General features: G+C 67.1%; 25 protein-coding genes and 1 tRNA gene. 14 read left to right on the forward strand and 12 right to left on the reverse strand.

Going from position 1 to position 25,863, the window contains the following annotated elements:
- Positions 1-78 precede the first annotated feature (78 nt).
- Entirely contained in the window at positions 79-738 is a 660-nt protein-coding gene (locus tag RMCB_RS08385) for a TetR/AcrR family transcriptional regulator (RefSeq protein WP_003882615.1), read from the forward strand.
- Here the strand turns inward: RMCB_RS08385 and RMCB_RS08390 are convergent.
- The 5 genes from RMCB_RS08390 to RMCB_RS08410 all read right to left on the reverse strand — a co-directional run bounded on the left by RMCB_RS08390 (position 735) and on the right by RMCB_RS08410 (position 6,637).
- Entirely contained in the window at positions 735-1,145 is a 411-nt protein-coding gene (locus tag RMCB_RS08390) for a DUF6262 family protein (protein ID WP_003882614.1), read from the reverse strand. The genes RMCB_RS08385 and RMCB_RS08390 overlap by 4 nt on opposite strands.
- On the reverse strand, positions 1,142-3,373 hold the full coding sequence (locus RMCB_RS08395; protein WP_003882613.1) for a site-specific integrase: 2,232 nt from the start codon (positions 3,371-3,373) through the stop codon (positions 1,142-1,144). Before RMCB_RS08395 ends, RMCB_RS08390 begins: the two co-directional genes overlap by 4 nt.
- Positions 3,360-4,562 (reverse strand): tyrosine-type recombinase/integrase, encoded by a 1,203-nt coding sequence (locus RMCB_RS08400; protein ID WP_021269098.1) that lies wholly within the window; start codon positions 4,560-4,562, stop codon positions 3,360-3,362. The genes RMCB_RS08395 and RMCB_RS08400 overlap by 14 nt, the downstream gene beginning before the upstream one ends.
- Positions 4,563-4,578: 16 nt before the next feature.
- Positions 4,579-5,823: an ImmA/IrrE family metallo-endopeptidase gene (locus RMCB_RS08405; protein ID WP_003882611.1), complete on the reverse strand. Its 1,245-nt coding sequence runs from the start codon at positions 5,821-5,823 to the stop codon at positions 4,579-4,581.
- Positions 5,824-5,884: 61 nt separating this feature from the next.
- On the reverse strand, positions 5,885-6,637 hold the full coding sequence (locus RMCB_RS08410) for a hypothetical protein (protein WP_019344398.1): 753 nt from the start codon (positions 6,635-6,637) through the stop codon (positions 5,885-5,887).
- A gap of 132 nt (positions 6,638-6,769) precedes the next feature.
- Between RMCB_RS08410 and RMCB_RS08415 the strand changes: the two genes are divergently transcribed.
- The 6 genes from RMCB_RS08415 to RMCB_RS08440 are packed head-to-tail and all read left to right on the forward strand — an operon-like array spanning position 6,770 to position 9,185.
- A complete protein-coding gene (locus tag RMCB_RS08415) occupies positions 6,770-6,946 on the forward strand; it encodes a hypothetical protein (RefSeq protein WP_062828417.1) in 177 nt (58 codons plus the stop codon).
- Entirely contained in the window at positions 6,943-7,713 is a 771-nt protein-coding gene (locus RMCB_RS08420; RefSeq protein WP_062828418.1) for a type II secretion system F family protein, read from the forward strand. Before RMCB_RS08415 ends, RMCB_RS08420 begins: the two co-directional genes overlap by 4 nt.
- Positions 7,710-8,282, forward strand: a complete 573-nt coding sequence (locus RMCB_RS08425; RefSeq protein WP_062828419.1) for a type II secretion system F family protein — start codon at positions 7,710-7,712, stop codon at positions 8,280-8,282. Before RMCB_RS08420 ends, RMCB_RS08425 begins: the two co-directional genes overlap by 4 nt.
- Positions 8,283-8,309: 27 nt before the next feature.
- A complete protein-coding gene (locus RMCB_RS08430) occupies positions 8,310-8,513 on the forward strand; it encodes a DUF4244 domain-containing protein (protein WP_029369296.1) in 204 nt (67 codons plus the stop codon).
- A 50-nt stretch (positions 8,514-8,563) separates the two neighbouring features.
- On the forward strand, positions 8,564-8,836 hold the full coding sequence (locus RMCB_RS08435; protein ID WP_072278433.1) for a TadE family type IV pilus minor pilin: 273 nt from the start codon (positions 8,564-8,566) through the stop codon (positions 8,834-8,836).
- On the forward strand, positions 8,826-9,185 hold the full coding sequence (locus RMCB_RS08440) for an Rv3654c family TadE-like protein (RefSeq protein WP_201028259.1): 360 nt from the start codon (positions 8,826-8,828) through the stop codon (positions 9,183-9,185). Before RMCB_RS08435 ends, RMCB_RS08440 begins: the two co-directional genes overlap by 11 nt.
- On the opposite strand, the gene RMCB_RS08445 is transcribed toward RMCB_RS08440, so the two are convergent.
- A complete protein-coding gene (locus RMCB_RS08445) occupies positions 9,186-10,211 on the reverse strand; it encodes a PAS domain-containing protein (RefSeq protein WP_062828551.1) in 1,026 nt (341 codons plus the stop codon).
- Positions 10,212-10,509: 298 nt separating this feature from the next.
- Positions 10,510-12,897 carry a DNA 3'-5' helicase SftH gene (locus tag RMCB_RS08450; protein WP_062828552.1) on the reverse strand — a complete coding sequence of 796 codons (2,388 nt, stop codon included), beginning with the start codon at positions 12,895-12,897 and terminating at the stop codon, positions 10,510-10,512.
- Between the two features lie 319 nt (positions 12,898-13,216).
- On the opposite strand from RMCB_RS08450, the gene RMCB_RS08455 reads away from it, so the two are divergent.
- The 3 genes from RMCB_RS08455 to topA all read left to right on the forward strand — a co-directional run bounded on the left by RMCB_RS08455 (position 13,217) and on the right by topA (position 17,044).
- The gene (locus tag RMCB_RS08455) at positions 13,217-13,420 is read left to right on the forward strand and encodes a cold-shock protein (protein ID WP_006243848.1); all 204 of its coding nucleotides are present in this window, start codon (positions 13,217-13,219) and stop codon (positions 13,418-13,420) included.
- 98 nt (positions 13,421-13,518) lie between these two features.
- A complete protein-coding gene (locus RMCB_RS08460; protein WP_062828422.1) occupies positions 13,519-14,112 on the forward strand; it encodes a hypothetical protein in 594 nt (197 codons plus the stop codon).
- Between the two features lie 103 nt (positions 14,113-14,215).
- The gene (gene topA / locus RMCB_RS08465; RefSeq protein WP_062828423.1) at positions 14,216-17,044 is read left to right on the forward strand and encodes a type I DNA topoisomerase; all 2,829 of its coding nucleotides are present in this window, start codon (positions 14,216-14,218) and stop codon (positions 17,042-17,044) included.
- Between the two features lie 21 nt (positions 17,045-17,065).
- On the opposite strand, the gene RMCB_RS08470 is transcribed toward topA, so the two are convergent.
- On the reverse strand, positions 17,066-18,688 hold the full coding sequence (locus RMCB_RS08470) for an adenylate/guanylate cyclase domain-containing protein (protein ID WP_029369304.1): 1,623 nt from the start codon (positions 18,686-18,688) through the stop codon (positions 17,066-17,068).
- A gap of 82 nt (positions 18,689-18,770) precedes the next feature.
- On the opposite strand from RMCB_RS08470, the gene RMCB_RS08475 reads away from it, so the two are divergent.
- The gene (locus RMCB_RS08475; RefSeq protein WP_062828424.1) at positions 18,771-19,979 is read left to right on the forward strand and encodes a DNA polymerase III subunit delta'; all 1,209 of its coding nucleotides are present in this window, start codon (positions 18,771-18,773) and stop codon (positions 19,977-19,979) included.
- 91 nt (positions 19,980-20,070) lie between these two features.
- Positions 20,071-20,146: transfer RNA gene (locus RMCB_RS08480), tRNA-Thr, on the forward strand.
- A 12-nt stretch (positions 20,147-20,158) separates the two neighbouring features.
- On the opposite strand, the gene RMCB_RS08485 is transcribed toward RMCB_RS08480, so the two are convergent.
- Positions 20,159-20,632 (reverse strand): RidA family protein, encoded by a 474-nt coding sequence (locus tag RMCB_RS08485; protein ID WP_062828425.1) that lies wholly within the window; start codon positions 20,630-20,632, stop codon positions 20,159-20,161.
- An 82-nt stretch (positions 20,633-20,714) separates the two neighbouring features.
- Here RMCB_RS08485 and RMCB_RS08490 point away from each other — a divergent pair, with 82 nt between their 5' ends.
- Entirely contained in the window at positions 20,715-21,110 is a 396-nt protein-coding gene (locus tag RMCB_RS08490; RefSeq protein WP_062828426.1) for a tautomerase family protein, read from the forward strand.
- Positions 21,111-21,136: 26 nt separating this feature from the next.
- On the opposite strand, the gene RMCB_RS08495 is transcribed toward RMCB_RS08490, so the two are convergent.
- From RMCB_RS08495 to RMCB_RS08505, 3 genes are all read right to left on the reverse strand, one after another.
- On the reverse strand, positions 21,137-22,414 hold the full coding sequence (locus RMCB_RS08495) for an HNH endonuclease (protein WP_062828427.1): 1,278 nt from the start codon (positions 22,412-22,414) through the stop codon (positions 21,137-21,139).
- Positions 22,415-22,496: 82 nt separating this feature from the next.
- Positions 22,497-23,000, reverse strand: coding sequence for a hypothetical protein (locus RMCB_RS08500; protein ID WP_131805503.1), 504 nt, complete (start codon positions 22,998-23,000; stop codon positions 22,497-22,499).
- 100 nt (positions 23,001-23,100) lie between these two features.
- Positions 23,101-24,852, reverse strand: coding sequence for a hypothetical protein (locus tag RMCB_RS08505; RefSeq protein ID WP_062828429.1), 1,752 nt, complete (start codon positions 24,850-24,852; stop codon positions 23,101-23,103).
- Between the two features lie 24 nt (positions 24,853-24,876).
- On the opposite strand from RMCB_RS08505, the gene RMCB_RS08510 reads away from it, so the two are divergent.
- Positions 24,877-25,836: an NAD-dependent epimerase/dehydratase family protein gene (locus RMCB_RS08510; protein ID WP_062828430.1), complete on the forward strand. Its 960-nt coding sequence runs from the start codon at positions 24,877-24,879 to the stop codon at positions 25,834-25,836.
- Positions 25,837-25,863 lie beyond the last annotated feature (27 nt).

Raw genomic sequence — 25,863 nt, forward strand, 5'->3', positions numbered from 1 at the left:
GTTTCGCTGCGCTACTATCGGTACCATAACCGGGAGAGCGGGGGCAACGCACCGGCGATCGGAACACCAGGAGGTCAGGTGGGGACAGAACCCGCGGCGGCACCCGACGACGAGGACGACGTCGACCCGCGCCGCACCCGATCGCGCACCCGACTGCTCGACGCCGCGGCCAACCTGCTCAAAACCGGTGGGATCGAAGCCGTCACCATCGACGCGGTCACTAAAGCCTCCAAGGTCGCCCGCACCACCCTCTACCGCCACTTCAACAGTTCCTCACAACTGCTCGCGGCCACCTTCGAACGCCTTCTGCCCCAAGTCATCCCGCCCGCCCCGACCAGCGGCACCCTGCGTGAGCGGCTCATCGAACTGCTCTCGCGCCAAGCCGACCTGTTCGCCGAAGCGCCGCTGCACGTCACCACCTTGGCCTGGGCCGCGTTGGGCCCCACCGAAACGCACGACAGCGACAGCGATACCGGCCAACACGCCACCGCCAGCATGCTGCGCACCCGGGTGATCGAGCAGTACCGGCGGCCTTTCGACGAAATCCTGCACAGCCCCGAAACCTTCGACCAACTCGGCGAACTCGACATCGAACTGGCACTGTGCCAACTGGTCGGCCCCCTGGTCTTCGCCAGAATGACCGGCCTACGCGCCATCGGCCACCACGACTGCACCCGCATCGTCGACGACTTCATCACCGCGCAAACCACGCAGCGACCCGCACAACCAGCCAGCTAGGAGTTGGTGTCCGGGTGGGGTTTGCCGGCCAGTTGCCCGTGCAGGGTCGCGATGATGTGGTCGCGTTCGCGCAGTTGGGCTTTCAGGTCGGCGATCTGGGCGTCTCGTGCCTTCAGGCGGGTCCGTAGCGCGGTGATGATGCTGCTCTCGGTGTCGGTAGCCGGTGGTGGCGGTGGATCGGGGGCGGCGGCCAGCGGCTGGGTGGTGCGGATCTGTTCTCGCAGTTGGGGGCGGCGGTGGATGACGCTGCGTGACACTCCGGCGTGGCGGGCCAGGCTGCTGACGTTGATGTCGAGGCCCTGCTTGCGCATCTTCTTCAGGGCCCGATCGATACGGGCCTCGACGTCGGCGCTGCGTTTGCGGGCGCTGGCCTCAAGGGCGGTGAGGGAGGCGGGGGTGACGGTCATGCGGGTGTGTGAGGATCGGCTTTGCGCAGTGCTGAATCGTGCGCACCGCGGGTGGCCACAGGTTGCAGCGGGATGCGGTTGGCCGTCCCGGCCCCGGCGATCGCCTCCTGATGGGTGCGTTGATCTGCGGTCAGGCGGTCCAGGATGGCTTGCAGGGAATGCAATTCGCGCAGGCGTTGGGCGACCCATACGTTGTCATCGGTGAGTTCGCGGCCGGTGCGCTGGCGGTACTGCTGACGTCTGATCTCGACCAGCGCCGTGGTCTTGGCGTGCTGATCTTTGAGTTCGTCGAGGTGGGTGGCGTCGGTGGCGAAATGCCCGCACGACAGACAGGCGTTGCCCTTGTCGCAGGTTTTCAGTGGCGGCAGCAGGCACACCCCGTTGGGCAAGACCCGGTCGGTGCGCACTGAGAGCTGGGTCATGTCCAACATGTCAGACGGGCTGATTCCGATGTCGGTGCCGTGAGCGCCGATCTTCTTGTGTTTGAGGAACTCCGCTTCGGCGGTCGCGGCCAGTGTCGCGGCATAACGCATGGTCATCTCGGGGCTCTTGTGGCCCAGGTAGCGCTGGACGACGTGGATCGGCACGCCGTCGTTGAGCAGTTCGGTGGCCCGGGTGTGGCGCAGCCGATGCGTTTGGGTGAACCGCAACGGGTTTCCCGCAGCATCGCTGAGACCATGGATGGCATCGAGCTTGTCCAGGGAGGCCCGATACGTTGCATACGGGCGGGGCCGGCGCCCGGCCAGGTTTTGTTTGACCGCGATGAACAGGTATTTCGGGGTGAGGCTGGGGTGGGTGTCGGCGAGCCAGCGCTGTTGCTCGGCGATGACGTTGACCACGGCCTGCTCGACCAGGATGGTGGGGATGACCCCGTCGACTTTGGTCTGTTGGTAGCGCAGTTTGGCCACGAACACATCGGGGTCATCGGTGGCGGTGGGCCGCGCCGCGCCGGGGATCGCTTCGAGCGGGTGGTGATCGAGCATGAGAATTTCTGAGGCCCGCCGCCCAGTCAGTGCTTGCAGCAGCCAGATCCGGGCGGCCTGGGGGTCGCCGAGGCCTTTGATCAGCGACACGGTGCCATCGGGATGGGTCACCGACACCAGGGCGCCCCGTTGGGCGGCGAGCACGTCGAGGTAGGCCAGCATCTGCTGCAGTTCTCCAGTGGAGTACCAGGTCAATTCCCGGGTGCGGTGGGCGCGGCGGGTGCGAAACGCCGGCCCCCACAACCGGGTGTGCGCCGCGGACAGGTTCTCCCAACGCGCATCGCCGGTGGCTGCCGCGGCCTCGGGTGCATGGTCGAGCATGAACGTGTAGAAGCTCTGGATCTGAGATTGGCTGTCGCCGATCGCCGTGGCAGACAACGGCTTGTCAGGTCGGGCAGCCGCGGCTGGGGAGCGCAGGTATTCGTTGTAGGTAGTGAAAATCAGGCGTAGCTGCGCCGGGTCATCGGATAAGACGGGATCGGTGTAGCCACGCGCGATCACGAATTCACCGAAATGGCGCGCCATCTCGCGGGCACGATCGACTGCCGATGACCAGCGCAGCAACTCCGCATCCAGGCAGGTGCGCAGCCAAAACCGCACCCCTTCGCGCAGCCACGCTGGTTCGATCGCGCCGATGCGCACCGTCTTCTCGTGGCACGGTTCGTGTTCGCGTTGCGGGATCCGTGGATCGGCCCGCAGATCCCAGGTGTCATAGGCCCACCAGTCGATGGCGCTGGCCCGCACCGACACAAACAGGTGCAGATGCTCGATCAGGCCCACAATATTGCGGCGTGTGCCGCCGGCGGGCAGCCGCGCATTGCGCCGCTCGAACACCACGACCGCGTGGCGCACCATGTCGTTGACCGCCAGGTCGGTGATGCTCACCGGGTGGCGGCCGTGCGCACTGCGGTACTCGGCCGCGGCGGCGCTGATGGCCTGGGTGGCCCAGCGCAGCAGGGAATGCTCGATCTTGCGCAGCCCCTCGTGGTAGCACACCCACACCCACCAGGCGATCTCGTCGGCGAACCGCGCCGGTGTGGCCTGCGGGGTGAAGTCGTACACCCCAGCGGTCGCAGCGGGCGGCAGATCGTTCTTGCGGGACAGGAACACCCGATCTGCCGGGGGCAGATGCACCTGATAGGCCGGGCGGCGCCATTCGGCGGGTACCTGGGCCCACTGCGCCTGCCACGCCACCGCACCGAGGTCGCCTACCGGTGTGGTCAGGCGGCCCTCATTGCTGGCCATCGTGAAGTCCTTTCCATCCGGCGACATAGTTTTTCCACTCGGCCAGTGAACGCATCGCCGCGTCCTGGGTGACCCAGCCGTAGGTGGACAGAGTGGTCTGCACATCGGCGTGGCCCAGACGCCGCATCACCACATGCTCAGGCACCCCCGCCAGCAGCAACGCGGTGGCGTGAGTGTGGCGCAGCCAGTGCGGTGACCAATCCGGCGGCAGACTCCGATGCGCTGTGCGCAGCCCGCGCACCTTCTCGTAGATGTTCTCCTGGCGCATCGGCGAAAAACGCGGTCCCCGTTGCAGATTGACGAACACGAAATGATTCGACAGATCATCGACCACCTGGTCGGCGTTCATCGCGACCAACTGCCACACATACTCTGAATACAGTGCCTCCAGGTCATCACCGACATAGATCCGCCGCGGCCCGGTCTTGACCCGAGCACCATGGGGATGATCTTGGCGCTCCACAATGTCGATCCACGGGGTCGCACCGGCGCCGATATGAAAATCGTTGTGCCGCAGTGATAAGGCCTCGCCCAGACGCATTCCCGTTTCGGCCAGTACTGCGAAAAACAATCGGTTGCGCACCGCGGCGGCCCCGCCGGTCCAGTCCCCGTCGCGCTGCACCGAGCAGCCATCGAGGATCGTGGCCACCTGGGCAGGCGACAAGACAGGGGTAGCCGATCGCCGCGGGGTGCGCACCGGGTAGATCGGGTGCTCGCCGTCGCGGTGGGGCCCGACGCCGTCGAGGAACCCGACGTAGCGGTTGTGGCGCCGCCAGCTGCCCCGCTGAGTGACCAAACGCCGATAAGGCACCTCGGTGGTGCCGGCATCAGCGTGATAGCGATACATCGACAACACCGCAGCCGCCCGCGGCTGCAAAGAACTGGTCACCATCTTGGTCTCGGGGGCACCCAGGCGCGGTGTCCCGGGCAGATCCCCAGTCCGCAGATACTGCAAGTACTGCCCGAACAGGGTGGTGGGGAAGTCATCCCAGCGATGGCCGGTGTGCTCGAGCATCGTGAACCACCGCGCCAACCCCGCGGCGTAGCCACGCACCGTGTGCGGGGACGCGCCCCCCTCACGCAGAAACCTCAGATACTCCGCAGCCGGGGCCACCGGCAGATGATCGGCGCCAACGACCGTGTAGGTGACAGGCTGGTCGGCAAAGATCACCCGCTGCACTCGCGCCACCGGCCCCCCTTGTGTTCTAGCCGCGCCGGCTTCGCTGCCGCAACGGAATCACATTGCTGCCCGTACTGGGCGCCGATGACCCGGGTCCGACCGTCGCTCTGCCGCTGCCGGCGGCCACCCGCACCGCCGCCGCGCCCGGGGCGGCCCGCTGCCCGGCCATGAAGTCCTCCAGCAGATCCTGCGGCCACACCAAGTCATAGGGGGCCAGCATCGCCGCCGAACGCGCCGAAAACGCCATCTCCAGCCACTTGCTGATCAATCGTGGCCGCTCCACCTCACGGTCATTCCAGCCCGGCTCCACCCGACCCCACGTCGTATCGGTATCCGGATTGACCCGGGTGTAGAGCTGGCGGCGCAACGCCTCAAACCGCGCCCCAGTCAACAACTGCGAGGTATGCAGATGCTTGATCAACGCCCCCAGCGACACACCCCACTTTGCTTTCACCGGCAACAACTCCGCCAGCGACGGAGCCCGCGACACGTCCTTGGCCAGCACCGCCGCCGGCGCCAACAACTCCGAGGCGAACTGCGACGCCTGCTCCTCGCAGGCCTCGGTGACGCTGCCCGAGGCATGCAACACCAGATGACCCACCTCATGAGCCAGCGTCCAGCGGGTCCGTTCCCACGAATTCGATTGCCGCACAACGATCAACGGCCGGGTATTGAACTCCCCGACACGCACCGAATAACCCAAATGCTTGTCGATCTTGCCGGTGGAATCCCCGTCACCCAGGATCCGCCGTGACGAGGAGGTCAGCAAGCGGCGCACCACGACCACCACACCGCTGCGCTCGATCTCATGCGTCAGGTACTCGATCGGCTGATCGTGCTCCAACCCCCAACTGGCACGCACCGCCGCAGCGGCCTGGGTCACTGCGGTGTCGATCGGAAGTATCGGCAACTTCACCGCAGGTAACTGAGTGCGGCCATTGAGCTCGTCGAGAAACTCCCCAGCCAATGCCGCGAACTGCGCCAAATACTCCCGCTCGGTCGCCGTGATCGACCGCGGCGCACGGAACAACAGATCCGACTGGTGCACCCGCGACGTCGGAGCGGTGGTGAAAAATTTCGCCGGGAACCGCAACACCGCCACCAGCCGGTCGAAATCCTTGATCGGCAACGCCGTCGTGGTCGACTTCTCCAACCGGTTCAGCCGAGAATGCTTCCAGCCCAACGCTTCCATCACCGCAGTGGCAGTCATCGCGCGCATGACCCGGGCCTGGTTGACCCGCAACCCATACACGTCCACGGTCGTCGTCATTGCGACCTCGATTCAACAGCCACCCGCCGACATTCGCATCGACCCCCGACACCACGACCCCTTAAGCCGGCTCCTCGGGATCCTCGCCCGTCCCCAGCGCCGGCGGCTCGTACTCGCCGAAGTCGTCCCTGGGCCCCTGACCCTGCGCCGACGGAGTCACCAGCGGAGAGTCGGTGACTGGAGGCAGCGGCTCGGTTGCCAAAATCTGCACCCGCGACGCATTGTCCACATCCACCACGAACGCCAACACCGCCTCCGACAATCCCCACCCATCGTCGGTCGGCCACCACAGGGCGAAGATATCCGGTGTACCGGCCGGAGTCACAATCGGCGACGGAAACAACTGCGCCGGCTCGTCCTCGTCCAACAACATCTGCTCGTCGACCTGAGCCTTCGGCGGCCGCAGCACCCGAAGATCGCCGCCCGTCGGATGCGTCACCACCCGAACTCGCTCCCCGTGCAACACCTTCGACGGCCACCGTCGCGCACGAAAATCCATCCCCCGCGAATCGGCGATCTGCACCGACAACCCACTGCCACGAGAAGTCAACAACGTGTCCCCAGGGATCGGCTTGCGAAGCTCGCGCATCCTCAACACCATCTGGCGCACACACGTACAAAACGCCTGACCATGAATATCCAACGGATCCTCGAACAACGGCTGCCACATCTGGCCAACCTTGGGGATCACCACCTCCAAGTCGTAACGCAGAGTCGCCAACGACGGCCCATGATCCGACACCGCCTTGCGCAACCGCTCTTGTAGGTTCACACGGCGAATTTCGCACACAAAAACAGAGAGCGCAAGCAACACGCCGCATCGGCGTGGCGAGAGGGTTGATATTGCTACGCACACTCTTAGAGTACATGTACCCGACGATAAATACGCAGTTCAACACGCATTGTGCGCCCACATTGTGTAGTTAACTACTGATAACTGGTTCAGGTGCTGCTCCATGTCGGCAGGGACCGCGAACGGCGGCGACGGCTGTCGGAGATCGCCGTGCTGCAACGCGGGGTCGACGGTGTTCTCGACGTGTGCACAGCATGGCACGCGGACACCGGGTTCGGCGCCGGTGCAGGCATTCTGCGCCGGATGCTCGCCGATCGGGGCGTGTCGTGAGCACCGCGGCGCTGGCCCTCGCTGCGGCCCTGCTGGCCTGGCCCTCCGCGCCCCGACGGCTGCGGGCGTTGCCGCGCCCGCCACAGCGACGTCCATGGGCAGTGCTCGCGCCGGTGCTGATCGCGTTGGCGTGGCTCGTGCCGATCCCCGTCGCGGTGGCTGCCGGAGCGATGGTGGGCACCGTGGCGCTGCGCAGGCATCGCCGAGCCATGCAGGGGCGTCGAGCGGCCGAATCTGTTGCGCTGCAATCGGCGTTGGAGGTGTTGGTCGGTGAACTGCGGGTCGGGGCGCACCCGGTTGCCGCGTTCACCGTGGCCGCGCAGGAGGTCGCCGGCCCGGTGGCCGATGGGATGCGTGCCGTGGCGGCGCGGGCCCGGCTGGGTGCCGATGTCGCGGCCGGGCTCGACGACGTCGCGGTGGCCTCGCCGCTGCCGATGCACTGGCACCGGCTCGCGGTGTGTTGGCGACTGGCAGAGGCCCGTGGTCTGGCCGTCGCCACGCTGATGCAGACCGCTGCGCAGGACATCGTTGAGCGGGAACGCTTTTCCGCCCGGGTCACCGCGGCCATGGCCGGTGCCCGCACCACCGCGGCCATGTTGGCCGGGCTGCCGGTCATCGGCATCGCGCTCGGGCAGATGATCGGTGCGGAGCCTCTTGCGTTCCTGCTTGCCCCCGGCGTGGGCGGCTGGCTGTTGGTCATCGGAGTCCTGCTGGCGTGCGCAGGCCTGCTGTGGTCAGACCGGATAGTGGCCGGAGTGCTGAAATGAGCTGGGCGGCAATCTTTCTCGCGGTCGCTCTGCTGGTGTCTGCGGATCGGCCCGCGACGCGGCTACGGACCCACCCGTCGGCTGCGCCGCGGCTGCCGCAGCGCCCGTCGGCGGACGACCCGCTGGCTGCTGCGTCGACGTTCGAGCTGTTCGCCGCCTGCCTGAGCGCCGGCATGGCGGTGTCGAGCGCGGCGGCCGCCGCGGCGCCGTCGGCACCCGAACCGCTCGCCGGGTTGCTCACCCGGTCCGCCGATCTGCTCGCTCTTGGCGCGGATCCCGTGACGGCGTGGCCGAATGATGCTGGCCTCAACGACCGCAACGCCGAAGCCCTGCTGCGGCTGGCCCGCAGGTCGGCATCGTCGGGCACGGCGCTGGCCCGTGGAGTCGCCGAGTTGGCCGATCAGTCGCGCCACGAAGCTGCCGCGGCAGCCGACGCCGCTGCCGAGCGGGCCGGTGTGCTCATCGCCGGGCCGCTCGGGCTGTGCTACCTCCCGGCCTTTCTGTGTCTGGGGATCATCCCCGTCGTGGCAGGGCTCGCGGGAGACGTTCTGAGTTCGGGTTTGTGGTGACATCGGTACACATCGGGAGGAAACATCATGGCGGGAAAGATCATTGCGCAGATCCAGACGCGGTTGGCCGTGTTGGCGGTCGACGAGGACGGAATGTCGACGGTCGAATATGCCATCGGCACCATCGCTGCGGCGGCCTTCGGCGCGATTCTCTACACGGTGGTCACCGGCGACTCGATCGTGACGGCGTTGACCAACATCATCAGCCGGGCGCTGAGCACCAAGGTCTAGGTGACCGTGGTGCGGTCACTGTCGAGGCGGCGTTCGCGATCGCGGCCCTGGTGGTGGTTCTTGCGTTGTGTCTGGCCGGCCTCAGTGCGGTGTCGATGCAGGTGCGCTGTGTCGATGCGGCGCGAGAAGCGGCGCGGCTGGCCGCGCGCGGCGATGATCGCTCGGCCACCGAGGTGGCTCAGCGTATCGCCCCGCGAGATGCGGTGGTGCAGTTGCGACGTGACGGCGCGCTGGTGGTGGCGCGGGTCAGCGTCGCCGCCGCGATGCCGGGGCTCACCGTCGCCGCCGAGGCCGCCGCGGCGATCGAACCGGGTGTGCGATGACGCCGGTTCGGCCAGCGTGCTGGCTGCCGCGATGATCGGTGTGCTCGTCATGTGCGCGATGGCGGGTGCCAGTGTCGGTGCGGCGGTGATCGCGCGGCATCGGGCCCAGGCCGCAGCGGATCTGGGTGCGCTCGCCGCGGCGGGGGCGTTGATCGCGGGACCGGATGCGGCGTGCACGCAGGCGGCCGCGATCGCGTCGGCGATGCGTACCACGGTGGCGCAGTGCCGGGTGGATGGCCTCGATGTGGTGCTCACGGTGCACGCCGAGGTGCGGCTCGGCCGGTGGGGCATCGGTCCGGCGACGGCGGTGGCCCGAGCGGGTCCGAGCGAAACCGCCTCGGCTGCTTAGCTATTCGATGGCATCCAGGTCGGCGGCGGTGATCTCGGCCGCGGTGGGCAGCCGCAGGGCCACCAGGCCGGCGAAGGTGCCTGGTTCGAGTTCGATCCGGTTGATCGTGATGTAGATGGGGTGCCAGCTGTCGTCGGCCGCGCGCATCCGCAGTACCGCGGCCGTCATCCCGCTGGCGAATTCCGTTGTCATCCTGGCCATGTGGCGCGCATCGGTGGGATGTACGCGTGCGGGTCCACCGTTGCTGCTGCGCCAGTCGAAGAAAGGAGCTGGTTCATCGAGCCATTTCAACAACTTCCAGTTCTTGAGATCGACCAGCGCACGGTGCACGCCGGGCCGGGCAAGGCCGTCGAGGATGCGCTGCGCCAGGTAGTCGGCGGCGACCGCGGTGCCCTCACGCTCACTGCGCCAATTCATCGCCCGGCAGATGAGGTTCTCGGTGCCGTCGTCGTCCGGCTCGAACGCGACGCGAGCCACAAATCCGACGGTGATGGGCTCGCCCCGGAAATCGGTGACGTCCCACGTTGTGCAAAGGGTGTTTCCGGCCTCCGGTTTTATTGCCATCGACAACACTTTGGTTTCCCCGGCGTTGAGATCGCGGGTCGGCAGGTCGTCGGCGAACGCCCGTCCGTGGGTGGCCTCGGTTTCGGGATTCATGCCGCTGTTACGTATGGATTCCGCAGTATCGGTCGCGACGCCGTTGGTCAGGTCCCATTTCAGCGGGCCCGGAATGGGGCGTTGAGGTGGCTCGACGTCGAGTGGACCGATCCAGACGTGCACGCCGTGGATCCGTCCGTCGGACATCCGCACCACTTCGGTGCGGATCACGCGGTCATTCTTCGGGGTGATGCTGCTGAGGCCCTGACCAGCCCGCACGGTTGCCCCGATGGCGCTCTGGATGGCCATCAGATTGGGGTTGCGGCGCAGAAACACACTGATCGGAACGAGGTTCTTCGTCTGAGAACCTCGGGCGACCACGGCGGGCTCGTCACCCAGTGTCTCCACGAGCAGCCAGTCGTGGGTCATGGCGGGCATTTTACCGGTGGTTTCGGGCCCGGTTATCGGCTGAGCAACGACGAAATCCGTAGCAGCCGGCACCCGAATTCGGCTACGGGTGCGCTTCCAGTGCGCGGGAGAGTTGCAAACATGAGTGGATTCAAGTACTTTGCCACTGCACCCGGCCTCCGGGATTGAGAACGGATCGCGTTGTCCGACCGTTCGTTGCAACGTCTGTGTGTTCGGCGTGCCCGAACGTGGCAAAGAGATGTCGATCCGTGCAGTCGACCGTCGAGGGGTCGGTCGTCGTCACCGTCGGGGGTCACGCTCAGGCATCATTCAGCGCGCCGAGCACCAGACGGAGTACCCGCACCGCGCCCGCTTTGTCGAGCGGATCGTTACCGTTGCCGCACTTCGGCGATTGGACGCACGAGGGGCAGCCGTGCGGGCACTCGCATGCCTCGATCGCCGCGGCCGTCGCGCCCCACCATGTGCTGAGCTGCCGGAATCCGCGGTCGGCGAACCCCGCCCCGCCGGGATAGCCGTCGTAGACGAAGATGGAGGGCAGTCCGCCGACGCCCGAAGGCCCTACCGCCGTTGACACTCCGCCGATGTCACCGCGGTCGCAACTGGCAACCAGTGGCAGTAGTCCGATCGCGGCGTGCTCGGCGGCATGTAAGGCCCCCGGAGTCGCCAGCATGTCAATTCCGTGGTCCTGCAACGCCTCCGGAGTGACCGTGCACATCACCGCCATGGTTTCCAGAGTGCTCGTGGGCATGTCGAGTTCGACGAAATCGATGACCTCGCCGTCGAGGCCGCGACGCAGATAGCCGACCACGCTGTTGCTCACCGAAACCGGCACCAGGCCCACGGTGACCGGCCCGTACGTAAGCCGTTCGCCTTCTCCGGTGACGGCGATGTCGGTGATCTCGCGGGCGTAGGTGCGGTAATCGGGATCGGCGGCGTGCACGAACGCGATGCCGTCCTCGAAATCCAATGAGTCGACGAGATAACTGTCGCCCTGGTGCAGATAAACCGCACCCGGGTGGATCGATGTGGCCGCCTGCCCGGCGCCGGTGCTGCCCAGCATCCGGCCGGTGTCGGCCTCCAGGATGGCGATCTGCCCGCCGATGGAGCCGCGAATGTCCACTGCGGGATGCGGATCGGCGCCGGGCGCGGGGAAGTAGCTGCCTGCCCGCCGACGCAGCAAACCGTCGTCGACGAGCGTCGCGGCGACCGCTTCGGCGTCCCACCGCCGTACTTCGGCGTCGGTCAGCGGGAGTTCGACTGCGGCGCAGAGCAATTGGGGGCCGAGCACATACGGGTTGGTGGGGTCGATGACCACCCGCTCGATCGGCTTGTCCAGCAGCGCGGCGGGATGGTGCACGAGGTAGGTGTCCAGTGGATCGTCGCGCGCGATCAACACGATCAGCGCGCCCTGCCCGCGCCGCCCGGAGCGTCCGGCCTGCTGCCAGAACGACGTGACCGTGCCGGGAAAGCCGGCCAGCACCACCGCGTCCAGACCGGCGATGTCGATGCCGAGTTCGAGTGCGTTGGTGGTGGCCAGCCCCCGTAACTGTCCGTCGGCCAACGCGCGCTCGAGCTCGCGGCGGTCCTCGGCGAGGTATCCGGCGCGATACGACGCGACCCGCTCGGCCAACTCCGGTGCGGTGTCGGCCAGTCGGGTCCGTGCGCCCAGCGCGGTGAGCTCGGCGCCGCGGCGCGACCGCACGAACGTCAGGGTGCGCGCACCCTCCTCGACCAAATCGGCCATCACCCGGGCGGCTTCGGCGCCCGCCGAGCGTCGTACCGGGGCGCCGTTCTCACCCGTCAGATCCGGCAGCAGTGCCGGCTCCCACAATGCGATGGTGCGGGCGCCCTGCGGCGACGCGTCGTCGGTGACCGCGGTGACCGTTTGACCGATCAACTCGGCGGCGGTATCGGCGGGGGCGGAGGTGGTGGCGCTCGCGAAGATCACGGTCGGGGCGACCGACTCGGTGCCACCCGGCGCGTAGCGCTCGCACAACCGCAGCAGCCGCCGCAGCACCATCGCCACATTCGAACCGAAAATGCCACGGTAGTAATGGCATTCGTCGACGACGATGAACTTCAGGTTGCGCAGGAACACCGCCCAGCGGGCGTGGTTGCGCAGCAGCGACAGATGGATCATGTCGGGATTGGAGAAGATCCATCGCGACCGCTCGCGCGCGAAGCGTCGCACCTCAGTGGGGCTGTCGCCGTCATAGGACACCGGCGCGACATCCCGTAGCGCGGTGATGCTTTCGGTCAGCACGTGAGCGGTGCGGAGCTGATCGTGTCCGAGCGCCTTGGTGGGGGACAGGTACAGCACCCGGGCGCGTGGATCGGTGGCCAGGGCCGACAGGATCGGCAGCTGGTAGGCCAGCGACTTGCCCGACGCGGTACCTGTCGAGATGACCACGTGCCTGCCCTCGTGAGCCAATTGGGCGGCGGCGAGCTGATGCGCCCACGGCGCGGTGATGCCCTGATCATGGAACGCCCGCACCACATCTGGATGAGCCCACGCCGGCCACTCGGCTCGGTGCCCCTCACGCGGGGGCAGGTCGGCGACGTGCCGCAGCGGGTGCTCGTCGGCGGGTGTGCCGTCGACCGCGCGGGCGAGCAACTCCCGGCCGAACCCTCTACTTGACTGCTCCTCGCGTCCTCTACCGAATCGCTCCTCACGTCCGCGGCCCAAATCCGACCCGCGATCCGACACTCCGTGACCTCCTGAAACGCCCTCCGGGGCTACCCACCCGGCTTTGTAAACGAATTGTTCACCACGCAGTGCACGTCGAGACTGTCGCACCAGCGGAGAACGTGATTGACTAACGACGGTCGCAGCTTCTGTGTTTGTCACTCGCACTCGCAGGATCGTCGTTGCGATCGCGGTTCCTGCGAGGGTTGTAGGTCGGGTCAGTTCCGACGACTCCACGAAGGTATGGCGGTCGGAACGGGCCCGGTACGCCGGAAGTCGGTGGACCGCACCCGGTAAGAAGAGAAGGAAAGAACGAGAGATGCCACAGGGAACTGTGAAGTGGTTCAACGCGGAGAAGGGCTTCGGCTTTATCGCCCCCGAGGACGGCTCCGCCGACGTGTTTGTCCACTACACGGAAATCCAGGGCAGCGGCTTCCGCACCCTGGAGGAAAACCAGAAGGTTGAGTTCGAGGTCGGCCAGAGCCCCAAGGGGCCGCAGGCCACGGGTGTTCGGGCAGTCTGAGCCAACCCAACCCTGATAGGACACCCCCGCGAAAGTCCCACACCGGACACCCGCGGGGGTGTTCTGCTTTCTGACGTCGGCTGGCCTACTGTCGATTTGTGAGCCAGCTGTCCTTTTTCTCGGCGGAGTCGGTGCCCCCTACGGTCACCGATCTCACCGGCTTGCTGGCCGGCCCGGGACAGATTGTGCTCGTGAACGTCGAGGGGCAGCCGGCGGCCCGCATATCCGTCGTGGTCGACGAGCCGTGGCGGGCGACTGCGCTGGCCGAGATGATGGACCAGGCCGGGTTGATGCCCGAGATCGCGCGTACCGACGAGAACACACCGTTGGTGCGCACCGCCCTGGATCCTCAGCTGGTGCCGATCGCCCGGGACTGGACCAGGGGCGCCGTCAAGACGGTCCCGGCGTCCTGGCTGCCCGGCGCCCGGGAGCTGCGGGCCTGGACGCTGGCGGCCGGGACCCCCGAGGCCGACGACCGCTACCTGCTGGGCCTGGACCCTCATGCACCCGATACGCACGCCGCGCTGGCGGCGGCGATGATGCGGGTGGGCATCGCCCCGACGCTCATCGGGACTCGCGGCTCGCACCCGGCGTTGCGGGTCAGTGGCAGGCGACGGCTATCGCGCCTGGTAGAAAACGTGGGGGAACCACCGCGGGAGCCTGCTGCGTTAGCGCACTGGCCACGTATTTAATGGTTGCCCACGGGGGAGCCAGTTTGCGTAGGCTCGCGCAGAATGCGAAATTGTCAGTTGCCCTGCACGTCGGGGCGTTGACAGAAGTGGAGCGTAGGCACAGTTGGCTGGCGACGACCCTAAAAGGGCCAGTAGCGGTAGGACCGGTAATGTCCGGCGACTCGTCATTGTCGAGTCGCCGACCAAAGCGCGCAAAATAGCCAGCTACCTGGGCTCCAACTATGTTGTGGAGTCCTCGCGCGGCCATATTCGGGACCTGCCGCGCAACGCCGCGGACGTGCCGGCGAAGTACAAATCCGAACCGTGGGCCCGCCTCGGGGTCAACGTCGACGACAACTTCGAGCCGCTCTACATCGTCAGCCCCGACAAAAAGACCACGGTCGCCGAGCTCAAAGGCCTGCTCAAGGACGTCGACGAGCTCTATCTGGCGACGGACGGTGACCGCGAGGGTGAGGCGATCGCCTGGCACCTGCTGGAGACGCTGAAGCCGCGCGTCCCGGTCCGGCGGATGGTGTTCCACGAGATCACCGAGCCCGCCATCCGCGCAGCCGCCGAAAACCCGCGTGACCTGGACATTTCCCTCGTCGACGCTCAGGAAACCCGCCGCATCCTCGACCGGCTGTACGGCTACGAGGTCAGCCCCGTGCTGTGGAAGAAGGTCGCGCCGAAGCTGTCGGCCGGCCGCGTGCAGTCCGTGGCGACCCGCATCATCGTCAACCGCGAGCGTGAACGCATGGCGTTCCGCAGCGCGGGGTACTGGGATGTCACCGCTGAGCTGGACGCCAGCGTGTCCGATCCGGAGGCCTCTCCGCCGCGGTTCACCGCCAAGCTCAACACCGTCGACGGCCGCCGGGTCGCGACAGGCCGAGATTTCGACTCGCTGGGCCAGGTCAAGAAGCCCGACGAGGTGCTGGTGCTCGACGAGGCAGGCGCGTCCGGTCTTGCGGCCGGCTTGCGCGGTGCCCAGCTGACCGTCAGCTCGGTCGAGCAGAAGCCCTACACCCGGCGCCCGTACGCGCCGTTCATGACCTCGACGCTGCAGCAGGAGGCGGGCCGCAAGCTGCGGTTCTCCTCCGAGCGCACCATGAGCATCGCGCAGCGGCTGTACGAGAACGGCTACATCACCTACATGCGTACCGACTCGACCACGCTGTCGGACTCGGCCATCAACGCAGCGCGTAACCAGGCTCGTCAGCTCTACGGCGACGAATACGTGCACCCGACGGCTCGGCAGTACACCCGCAAGGTGAAGAACGCCCAGGAAGCCCACGAGGCAATCCGTCCGGCCGGTGACGTGTTCCAGACGCCCGGTCAGCTGCACGCGCAGCTCGACACCGATGAGTTCCGGCTCTACGAGCTGATCTGGCAGCGCACTGTTGCCTCGCAGATGGCCGATGCCCGCGGTACGACGCTCAGCCTGCGGATCTCCGGGGTCGCCAGCACCGGCGAACAGGTGGTGTTCAACGCCTCGGGCCGGACCATCACCTTCCCGGGCTTCCTCAAGGCCTACGTCGAGAGCATCGACGAGCTCGCCGGCGGCGAGTCCGACGACGCCGAGAGCCGTTTGCCCAACCTCACGCAGGGCCAGCGCGTCGACGCAGCCGATCTGACCGCCGACGGCCACACCACGTCGCCGCCGGCGCGGTTCACCGAGGCCTCGCTGATCAAGGTGCTCGAAGAGCTGGGCATCGGTCGCCCGTCGACGTACAGCTCGATCATCAAGACCATCCAGGATCGCGGCTACGTGCAGAAGAAGGGCAGCGCGCTGGTGCCCTCGTGGGTCGCGTTCGCCGTCGTCGGCCTGCTCGAGCAGCACTTCGGCCGGCTGGTGGATTACGACTTCACCGCGGCCATGGAGGACGAGCTCGACGAGATCGCCAACGGCCATGAGCGACGCACCAACTGGCTCAACAACTTTTACTTCGGCGGCGATCATGGCGTCGAGGGCTCGGTGGCTCGCGCCGGTGGGCTCAAGAAGCTCGTCGGCGTCAACCTCGAGGGCATCGACGCTCGGGAAGTCAACTCCATCAAGCTCTTTGACGATTCCGAGGGGCGCGCCATCAACGTGCGCGTGGGCCGCAACGGGGCTTACCTGGAGCGCATGGTCGACGATCCGGACAATCCCGGAGAGCTCAAGCCGCAGCGGGCCAACCTCAAGGACGAGCTGACTCCCGACGAGCTGACCCTCGAGCTGGCCGAAAAGCTTTTCGCCACACCGCAAGAGGGCCGCGTGCTGGGTGTCGACCCGGCGACCGGGCACGAGATCGTGGCCAAGGACGGCCGGTTCGGTCCGTACGTCACCGAGATCCTGCCCGAGCCTGAGGAACCCGACGACGGTGCCGCCGGTGCGACGGCGAAGAAGGGCAAGAAGCCGACCGGTCCCAAGCCGCGCACCGGGTCGCTACTGCGCTCGATGGATCTGGAGACGGTGACGCTCGACGACGCGCTGAAGCTGTTGTCGCTGCCGCGCGTGGTGGGTGTCGACCCGTCGAACAACGAGGAGATCACTGCGCAGAACGGCCGCTACGGGCCGTATCTCAAGCGCGGCACCGATTCTCGTTCGCTGGCCAACGAGGAGCAGATGTTCACCATCACCCTCGACGAGGCGCTCAAGATCTACGCCGAGCCCAAACGCCGTGGCCGCCAGGCCGCGTCGGCCCCACCGCTGCGAGAACTGGGTACTGACCCGGCATCTGGCAAGCCGATGGTGATCAAGGACGGCCGGTTCGGCCCGTACGTCACCGACGGTGAGACCAATGCGAGCCTGCGCAAGGGTGACGACGTCGCATCCATCACCGACGAGCGCGCGTCGGAACTGCTGGCCGACCGCCGGGCCCGCGGCCCGGTGAAGAAGGCCGCCAAGAAGGCGCCCGCGAAGAAGGCGGCGGCCAAGAAGGCACCGGCGAAGAAGGCTGCGGCCAAGAAAGCCTGACCGCGTCGCGGGCCGGCCGGTTCATGCCCCGGATTCGGGCGAGTTCTCCGATACGAGTTGACGTTCGGCGTCCAGGTCGGCCGGCGTGACGAGGTTCACCGGGCGGGCCAGCTGGGTGGGTGCGGTGCGGCCGCGCAGCTCGACGATCTCGCCCACGTCCCAGCACAGCGCCTCGGCATCGAGTGCACCGCTGACGGCGATGGCCGAGGCCAGCACGTGGCCCTCCTCCATCTTGGCCAGCTCGGTCAGGCGGGCCGCCTCGTTGACCGGGTCGCCGATCACGGTGTACTCGAACCGGGCCTGTGCACCGATGTGCCCAGCGATCGCGCGGCCGGCCGAGACGCCGATGCCGAATTCGGTGTCGCTGCCGAGCACCGTGAGCAGTTCGTCGTGCAACTCGCGGGAGGCCGCCAGCGCGGCACCGGAGGCGTCGGGATGTTCGATGGGAGCACCGAAGATGGCCAGCGCGGCGTCGCCCTGGAACTTGTTGACGAAACCGCCGTGGCGGTTGACGGTGTCGACGATCACCCGGAAGAACTCGTTGAGCAGGTTCACGACCTCGGCCGCTGGAATGGTCGACGCCAGATGGGTCGAGCCCACCAGGTCGACGAACAGCACCGCCACGTCGCGCTCCTGGCCGCCGAGCTCGGTGCCGCGCTCGAGCGCCCGCCGTGCCACGTCCTCCCCGACGTAGCGGCCGAACAGGTCGCGCAGGCGCTGCCGTTCGGCCAGGTCGCGCACCATGTCGTTGAACCCGGCCTGCAGCAGGCCCAGCTCGCTGGCGTCGTAGATCTGCATGTGGGCGTTGTAGTTGCCACGCTGCACCTCGCCCAGTGCCCAGCGCAGCTGGCGCAGCGGATCGGCGATCGACATGGCCACCAGCACTGTGCCCGCCAACCCGATCACCAACGCGGCGACAGCCAGCAGTAACAACGGGGTGGTCAGCTGGTCGGCCGTCGCCGTCAGGATCGAGAACTTGCTGGCGACCAAGGCCAACACGATCGACAGCAGCGGCACCCCGGTGGACAGCACCCATGTGAGCACCTGGCGCAGGATGACGCCGGGAGCGTGGAAGTTCTCCGGGACGCCGCCTCGCAGAGCCGCGACCGCCACGGGGCGCAGCACGCGCTCCGATTGCAGGTAGCCGATGATGGCGGTGGCGGTGGCGCCCAGCGCGGTCGCCACCGCGACCACGGGCGCCGACCGGCTGGCCACCGGCCAGCTCGCCACGATGAACACGACCGAACCCAGGCACCAGTTGGTGACGCTGATCAGCGTTCGGTAGAACGGCATCCGCAGCGCGCGGGTGCGAGCCAGCTCGGTGATGGCCGGGTCGCCGGCGGTCATCAGGGTGTCGCGGCGTTGCCAGCGGATGACCGGCAGCAGCAAGCGCAGGCTCAGGTACGCGCCGACCGTGAACGCGATGAACAGGTAGCCGAGAAACACCGCCAGGTTGGCGGCCGGCAGGTCCTGGAGCTGGATGCGATCCTCGGGTGGCAGACCGAATCTGAGGAAGCCGAGAACGAACAGCGCTCCGATGATGTCGGACTGCAGCATGCCCAGCGTGAAGACCGGCCACGGGGTACGCGCGACCCATCGGACGAATGCGCTGATTCGCCCGATCGGGACAGCCCCCGTGCTCACCCGTTCACCGTATCGGTCCCGGGCGACGTTCAGCGCCGCTGTACGCAGGTTGTGTCGGCCTGGACCACTACTGTTGGCCGTGATGAGCGGTGTGTTTTCGCGGCTGGTGGGCCAGGACGCGGTTGAACAGGAGCTGGTCTCGGCTGCTGCGGCTGCGCGGGGTGATTCCGCGCACAACGGCGCCGCGACAGGATCCATGACACATGCCTGGCTGATCACCGGGCCTCCCGGCTCCGGCCGGTCGGTGGCGGCGCTGTGCTTTGCTGCCGCATTGCAGTGCACGTCGGACGGGACGCCGGGGTGCGGGCAGTGTCGCGCGTGTACGACGACGATGGCCGGTACCCACGCCGATGTGCGACGCATCATCCCCGAAGGGCTGTCCATCGCGGTCAAGGAGATGCGCGAGATCGTCCAGATCGCGTCGCGGCGGCCCGGGACGGGGCGCTGGCAGATCGTCGTCATCGAGGATGCTGACCGGCTCACCGAGGGCGCTGCCAATGCGCTGCTCAAGGTGGTGGAGGAACCGCCGCCGTCGACCGTGTTCCTGCTGTGCGCACCCTCGGTGGACCCCGAGGACATCGCGATCACCCTGCGTTCGCGCTGCCGGCATGTGGCGTTGACGACTCCGGGAGCCGACGCCATCGCGGACGTGCTGATAGCCGGTGACGGCTTGCCCGAGGAAGACGCCCGCTGGGCCGCCTCGGTCAGCGGTGGGCATGTCGGGCGGGCCCGGCGGCTCGCGACCGATCCGGAAGCCAGGGAGCGCCGGAAGCGGGCGCTTGGGCTGGCCCGCGACGCGGCAACCCCGGCGCGGGCCTACGCGGCCGCCGAGGAGATGGTGGCAGTCGCCGAGGCCGAGGCGCTGGCGCTGACGGCCGGCCGCAATGAGGCCGAGATGGAGGAGCTGAAGACGGCCCTGGGCGCCGGTGGCACCGGCAAGGGCACCGCGGGCACCACGCGAGGCACCGCCGGAGCCCTCAAGGAGCTGGAGAACCGGCAGAAATCACGTAAGACACGCGCATCGCGCGATGCCCTGGATCGAGCCCTGATCGACCTCGCGACGTACTTCCGGGACGCCCTGCTGGTGTCGTCGGGGGCGACGGGCGTGACGGCCAATCACCCGGACATGGCTGACAAGGTCGCCGCCATGGCCGCCCACGCGTCCCCGGACAAGTTGCTGCGCTGTATCGAGGCGGTGCTGGAATGCCGCGAGGCCCTGGCCGTCAACGTCAAGCCGAAGTTCGCCCTCGACGCCATGGTCGCCACCGTCGGGCAGGCCTTGCGGAGCTGACGGCCGGCGGCAGGTGCGCAGCGACTCGGGGAGCGACTTTGGTCGCTCGCGGCCTCTGCCGTAGACTCGTGCCGCCCGGTTCGCCGAGCACGCCGCCTTAGCTCAGTCGGTAGAGCGATTCACTCGTAATGAATAGGTCGGGGGTTCGATTCCCCCAGGCGGCTCCATCCGTGGTTCCTTCACCTGTCATGCTCACGTTCGCCTGAGCCCACCGCTTTATCCAAAAGTGCTGCCGTCAAGTCGATTTCGATGAGCTGCCCCGGGAATCCCAACCGTGAAACGCCAAGCAGGGTGCTCGCGGTGGTGAAGGCCGCGGCGATGACCGAGTGCGTGAGCCGTCGCCAGACGGCGGCGAGAACAGCCGTGTCGTCGCTCACCACGTAGACCACAGAGCGGACGACGTGGCCCGGCTGGGCCCCCACGGCCGCCAATGCGATTGCCGAATTGGACACCACTTGGTCGATTTGGACGGCGATGTCATCAGCGCCGACCAGTGCGCCGGAGATATCGACCGGGCACTGGCCCGCCAGGAAGGCGGTTCGCCCGGACTCGACGATCGTGATGTGGTGATAACCAGGTGGCTTGTGCAACTGGTCGGGGTTGATGCGAGTGATCCTCGGGGCTGGCGACCGTGGGGAGCGATCGAGGTCCATGGCTCCCAGCCTGCTCCAACCGCCGGTCAGTTCGCCTCGAAAATTGGATGACGGCTCGGCCCCGGCGTGTGATTATTCGCCAGTGCCGAGTTCGCTGATCGAGGTTCGCAAGCCCTACACGGTTGCCGAAGAGGTGGCCCTCATCGATGCCGTGCATGCCGCACTTGTCGCTGCTTTCCAGATTCCCGCGGAAGACAAGCACGTGCGGCTGGTGAGCCATGAGCCGCATCGGTTCGCGTATTCGCCGAAGCTCGCGAATCCCGATCTGTATACGCTCGTCACCATCGACTGCTTCGTGGGCCGCTCGGTGCAGGCCAAGCGCAATCTATACAGCCAGATCGTCAATCGCTTGGGGGACTTCGGAATTCCGGCCGACCACATCACCATCCTGCTGCGCGAGAGCGCGCTCGAGAACTGGGGCGTCCGAGGCGGACAGGCGGCCTGCGACGTTGATCTGGGCTTCGACGTCAACGTCTGAGGGCCGTAATCGGCTCATGGCAGATGTCAGGCAGCTTCGAAGGTGACCAGGTCGATGCTGAGCTGGCCTTCGATGATGCTCACGGTTCGCACCGGTGGTCCGGGTAGCGGTGGTGCGGTGGATTGGTAGACGGCTCCGGTGGGGGTGGTGTATTCGGCGGTGTGGACGCCGTCGATCTCAGTTGTGGTGACCCTCCAGCCGGGTGCTTCTTTGGTGTAGTTGCAGGCTTCGCAGGTGCCGAGGCCGTTGAGTGCGGTGGTGGGGCCACCGTGGTGTTTGGGGACTGCGTGGTCGTGGTGGCGGATGGGTGCGTTGCAGTAGGGGGTGCGGCAGGTTTGGTCGCGCAGGTCGAGCAGGGTTGCCAGGCCTTTGGGGAAGAGCCGGGCCTGCGACTCCATCGCGATCAGTTGTCCGCTGCGGGGATGGCGGTAGAGCCGCCGCAGGGTGGCCTTGACGTCGGCCGCGCAGGTGTCGTTGACGAGGGTGCGGGCGAACCCGGCGGGCACGGGGCCGTAGCCGCCGATCCAGGCGGGGGCGTCGTCGTCGCCGGCCAACGTGGTGTCGGCCATGACGAGGTTCAGCTCGATCGGCACCGGCTGACCGGCCGGCCTGCCGGTGACGCGTTCGTAGATGGTGTCGGCCATGATTTGTCCGCGGGTGCGCTCGTCGAAGGTGGTGTCGGCGGCATGTTTGGCGGAGGCATACACCGTGACACCTTGTTGGACCGGCAGCAGGATGGTCACGTAGGCCATGCTGTCGGGTGCGGGTCGGATGGTGACGCAGCGGTCCTTGGCGGCTTTGGCGCAGCGTTGCACGACCGCTTCGACGTCGAGTTTGGCGGCGATCTTTTTGGCTTCGGCGGTGATCCGCGAATTTCCCCAGCCCTGTAGGCGCGAGATGTCGGCGCACATTTCGGCGTCGAGTTGGCGGCGGTGTTCGACACTGAGGCAGGCCGATTCGCGCACGATGAGGGTGGCGCGCCATTCGGACAGGGCGCCGCATTGCAGGGCGGCCAGGGTGTGGGGCATTTCGTGGACGAGGGCGTGGGCCATGCCCAGGTGGGTGTTGCCGCAGACGGGGGCGTCGTGGCGGGCCAACGCCACTTCGCTGGCCAGGCCGCGGCCGCGGCGGCTGGCGGGTACGCCGGCGGCTGCTTCGGCGGCGCGGCGCTTGGCGGCCCACAGTGCGGTGGCCCGCGCTTGGGCGGCGGCGGCAGCCGATTTCAGGTGTTCGAAGGTCTCGATCTGGGCGCGCAGCTCAGCTTCGCTGGCCTCCGCGTCGATGTCGAACATACTTTCGAACACGCTACCGATGCTACTCGCGGCCACCGACAAGTAAGCGGTCGTCAACGGCGAGATCGTTAATCGTTTGGTGGCGGCCTGTGGCTCACCGATAAGGCCTGTGATAAAGAACCACATATGTCAGTAGGTTCTCTATCCGTGGTACGAGGATGAGGATTTTCTTGCCCCCAATGTACTGCTGGCATGAACCGTACTTGTTTTCGTCGGGCGCGGCATGCGCATAGTCGAGGATCTCTTGATCAGTGCCGCCGGCGATGAGCGGCCAGTGCTCCAGCGATTTGGTTTTCACGCCGCGACACGTCTCGTCTACAACTTCCTCGCGGGGCGCTTCGAAACTGACGAGTGCCTTGGCGCGAAAATCATCGAGCGGGGGTGTGACAACCCGGACATTCCGAGCATGTGTCGGTAACGAGATCCCGAACTGGTCCATGAGTTGTTGGGCATGCTCGCGCGGAGGCAGATTCACCGTGGGCTGCGGGGATGTGCTCGCGCGCGGTGGTGCGTGAAGCGGCATGCACCCAGCCATCCACAACGTCGCGGTGACAACCGACGCAAAGGTGCCGATGCGGCGGAAGATGAAGTTGCCCACTTGCATACGCGTCGTTCGCGGTCCCTTGCCAGCGATGATCTGGCGCCGCAGCCACCCCCCGGGATCTGATGAGTGAACTATCAGTATCCCGTATGCCGACCTACCTCGGCGCCAGGAATCCGACGGGCCCGGGGGAGATGCAGACCGACAGCGCGGCGGTGTTGGCCCGCACGAGAATTGCGTCGCCGGCGCCGGGCAGGCGGACGAAGACGCGGTTGAGCCCAGGCCGCACAGGCACTTTGACCTCAGGCCCTTCGGGCAGGGACATGGTCAGTGAGCCATCGCTGTTGGCGAGGTAGTTGATCTCGGCGGTCCAATCCGCCGGCAGCAGTGGGCCGTCCAGCGGCATGCGTACAGGTGCGTCGGGCTGGACCAGGAAGCCGCAATGCGGCGCTGGGCCTTCGGCGATGCTGCGGACCCAGGTCACCAGCGCGGGCAAGAGCTTGCCGGAGCGGTCGAACATGCGGAGTTCTGTTGTTGCCGAGGCGAATTCGGGACGAGCTCGGACCAGGGCGAACATGTGGCTTGCCAGGTTTTCTGGATAGGCCACCCGTTGCAGGATCAGGGGGTCGACCTCCTGATCCAGTTGCGGTGCGGACGACGCCGTCGCGAGCCCGGCCTGCGCGTTGGCCAGGTAGGCAGGCACCGGGCTGTCACGCCAGACCCGCAGGAACGTCGCGGTCGAGCAGAGACTGCTGCCCACGAAAGCGATTGCCACGCCGACGCATACGGCCGTGCGGGTCCGGGACGCGTCGAGCAAGGGCGACTCGCGGTTGTGCGCACAGAAGCCCACCGCCGCCAGCAGCGCCAGCACCACCACGAGGTCCGGGAGGTAACGCAGCGTCTGCGCGAGTTCCAGTGCGGTGAACCGCGACGAGCGCATCAGATAGATGGGTATCTGGCAGGCGACGGCGTAGCCCAGGGCCACCACGAGCACCGGCCAGATGCGTTGCTTACGCGCCAGCACCACGGCCACCGCCGCAGCAAGCACCAGCCAGCCAAGCAGCATCACCGTCAGCGGCGGCGTCGCCCACGGCGATGCCGGTGCCCAGCGTTGCCACGCCCACGGCCCACCGGCCAGGCCCGGCACGATGCCGTGCGTGAACGACCGGCTCAGCAGGTCCCATGTCATCGACAGGTCGAAGCTCCAGCGCTTCTGGTTGACGACCAGCAGGTAGACGCCGATCCACGCGACGGTCAGCGCCAGGCATGCCGTCCACAACCGAAACCCGCGCAACCACACCTCGCGGACACCGAATGACCCGGTGACATACCCCAGCAGTGCGACGACGGCGAAGGCGACGAACGGGATCACGGCGGCCTTCTCGAAGAACAGCAGCCCGCCGAAGTAGACCAGGGTCCCGATCACGGCGTGCCGTGGGGCCCCGGTGCGCACCAGCAGCACCGCTTCACCACACACCCAGGCCAGTGCGGCCAGCATCGGCAGCGAGTTCAGTGCGGCGGCCCACCAGGCGAACCCCGGCACGCCCAACGGGGTGAACAGCGCGAACGTCAGCGGCACCAGCAGCACAGGCCGCCAGCCGAGGATGGCCCACAAGGCCCGCAGCAGCGCCAATGAGGCCAGGAGTTGCAGCACCACCAGGCTGATCGCGGGAAGAACCCAGTTCAGCGGAGCCAGCCGCGTGATCACGCCGGAGACCAGGAACGCGCCGGGCATCACATGGCCGTCGTGATCGTCGAAAAGGTAGCCGGGGGACAGCAGGTTCTGGGTGCCTGCGCGGCCGACCAGGATGAGATCGTCCCAGTAGAAGTAGCCGCCGAAGGCCAGTACGCCACGGACCACGAGCTGCGCCACGATCAGTGCGGCTGCGGTGCGCGCGACCCAGTTCACTCTTGCCGACTGTACGGTGTCATCGTGCGAACACTGGTGACGGGCGCTGCGGGCTTCATCGGATCAACGCTGGTGGATCGGCTGCTGGCCGACGGCCACAGTGTCGTGGGTCTCGATGATCTGAGCAGTGGACGGGTCGAGAACCTGCAGGGTGCGGAGACCAGCGACGACTTCGAGTTCGTGAAGGCCGACATCGTCGACGCCGATCTGGTCGCGCTGCTGGCCGAGTTCCAGCCGGAGGTGGTTTTTCACCTGGCCGCGCAGATCTCGGTGAAGCGGTCGGTCGACGATCCGCAGCTGGATTCGACGATCAATGTGGTCGGCACCGTCCGGCTCGCCGAGGCCGCCCGCAAGGCGCGCGTCCGCAAGGTGGTGCACACGTCGTCGGGCGGTTCGGTCTACGGCGTCCCCCCGACGTACCCCACCAGCGAGGAGATCCCGACGAACCCCGCCTCGCCCTACGCGGCGAGCAAGGTGGCCGGCGAGGTGTACCTCAACACCTTCCGCAACCTGTACAACCTGGACTGCTCGCACATCGCGCCTGCCAACGTCTACGGACCGCGGCAGGATCCGCACGGCGAGGCGGGCGTCGTGGCGATCTTCGCGCAGGCCATGCTGGCCGGCCGGCCCACCAAGATCTTCGGTGACGGCACCGACACGCGTGACTACGTGTACGTCGACGATGTTGTCGACGCCTTCGTCAGGGCGTCCGGCGTCGACGGCGGCGGGTTGCGGTTCAACGTCGGCACGGGCATCGAGACCTCGACGCGGCAGCTGCACACGGTGATCGCGAATGCCGTCGGGGTGCCCGACGAGCCCGAGATGCATCCGCCACGGTTGGGCGATCTGCGTCGCTCCAAGCTCGACATCAGCCGGGCGAAGAACCTTCTCGGCTGGGAGCCGCAGGTCGAGCTCGCGACCGGCGTGGAGCGGACCGTGGACTATTTCCGGGTTCGGCAGAACGAGTCCACAAAAAGATTGTGAGCGCTCACTTTCTAAGCTAGCGTGACG

The organism is Mycolicibacterium brisbanense, assembly GCF_001570425.1.
In the GTDB taxonomy this organism is placed as follows: domain Bacteria; phylum Actinomycetota; class Actinomycetes; order Mycobacteriales; family Mycobacteriaceae; genus Mycobacterium; species Mycobacterium brisbanense.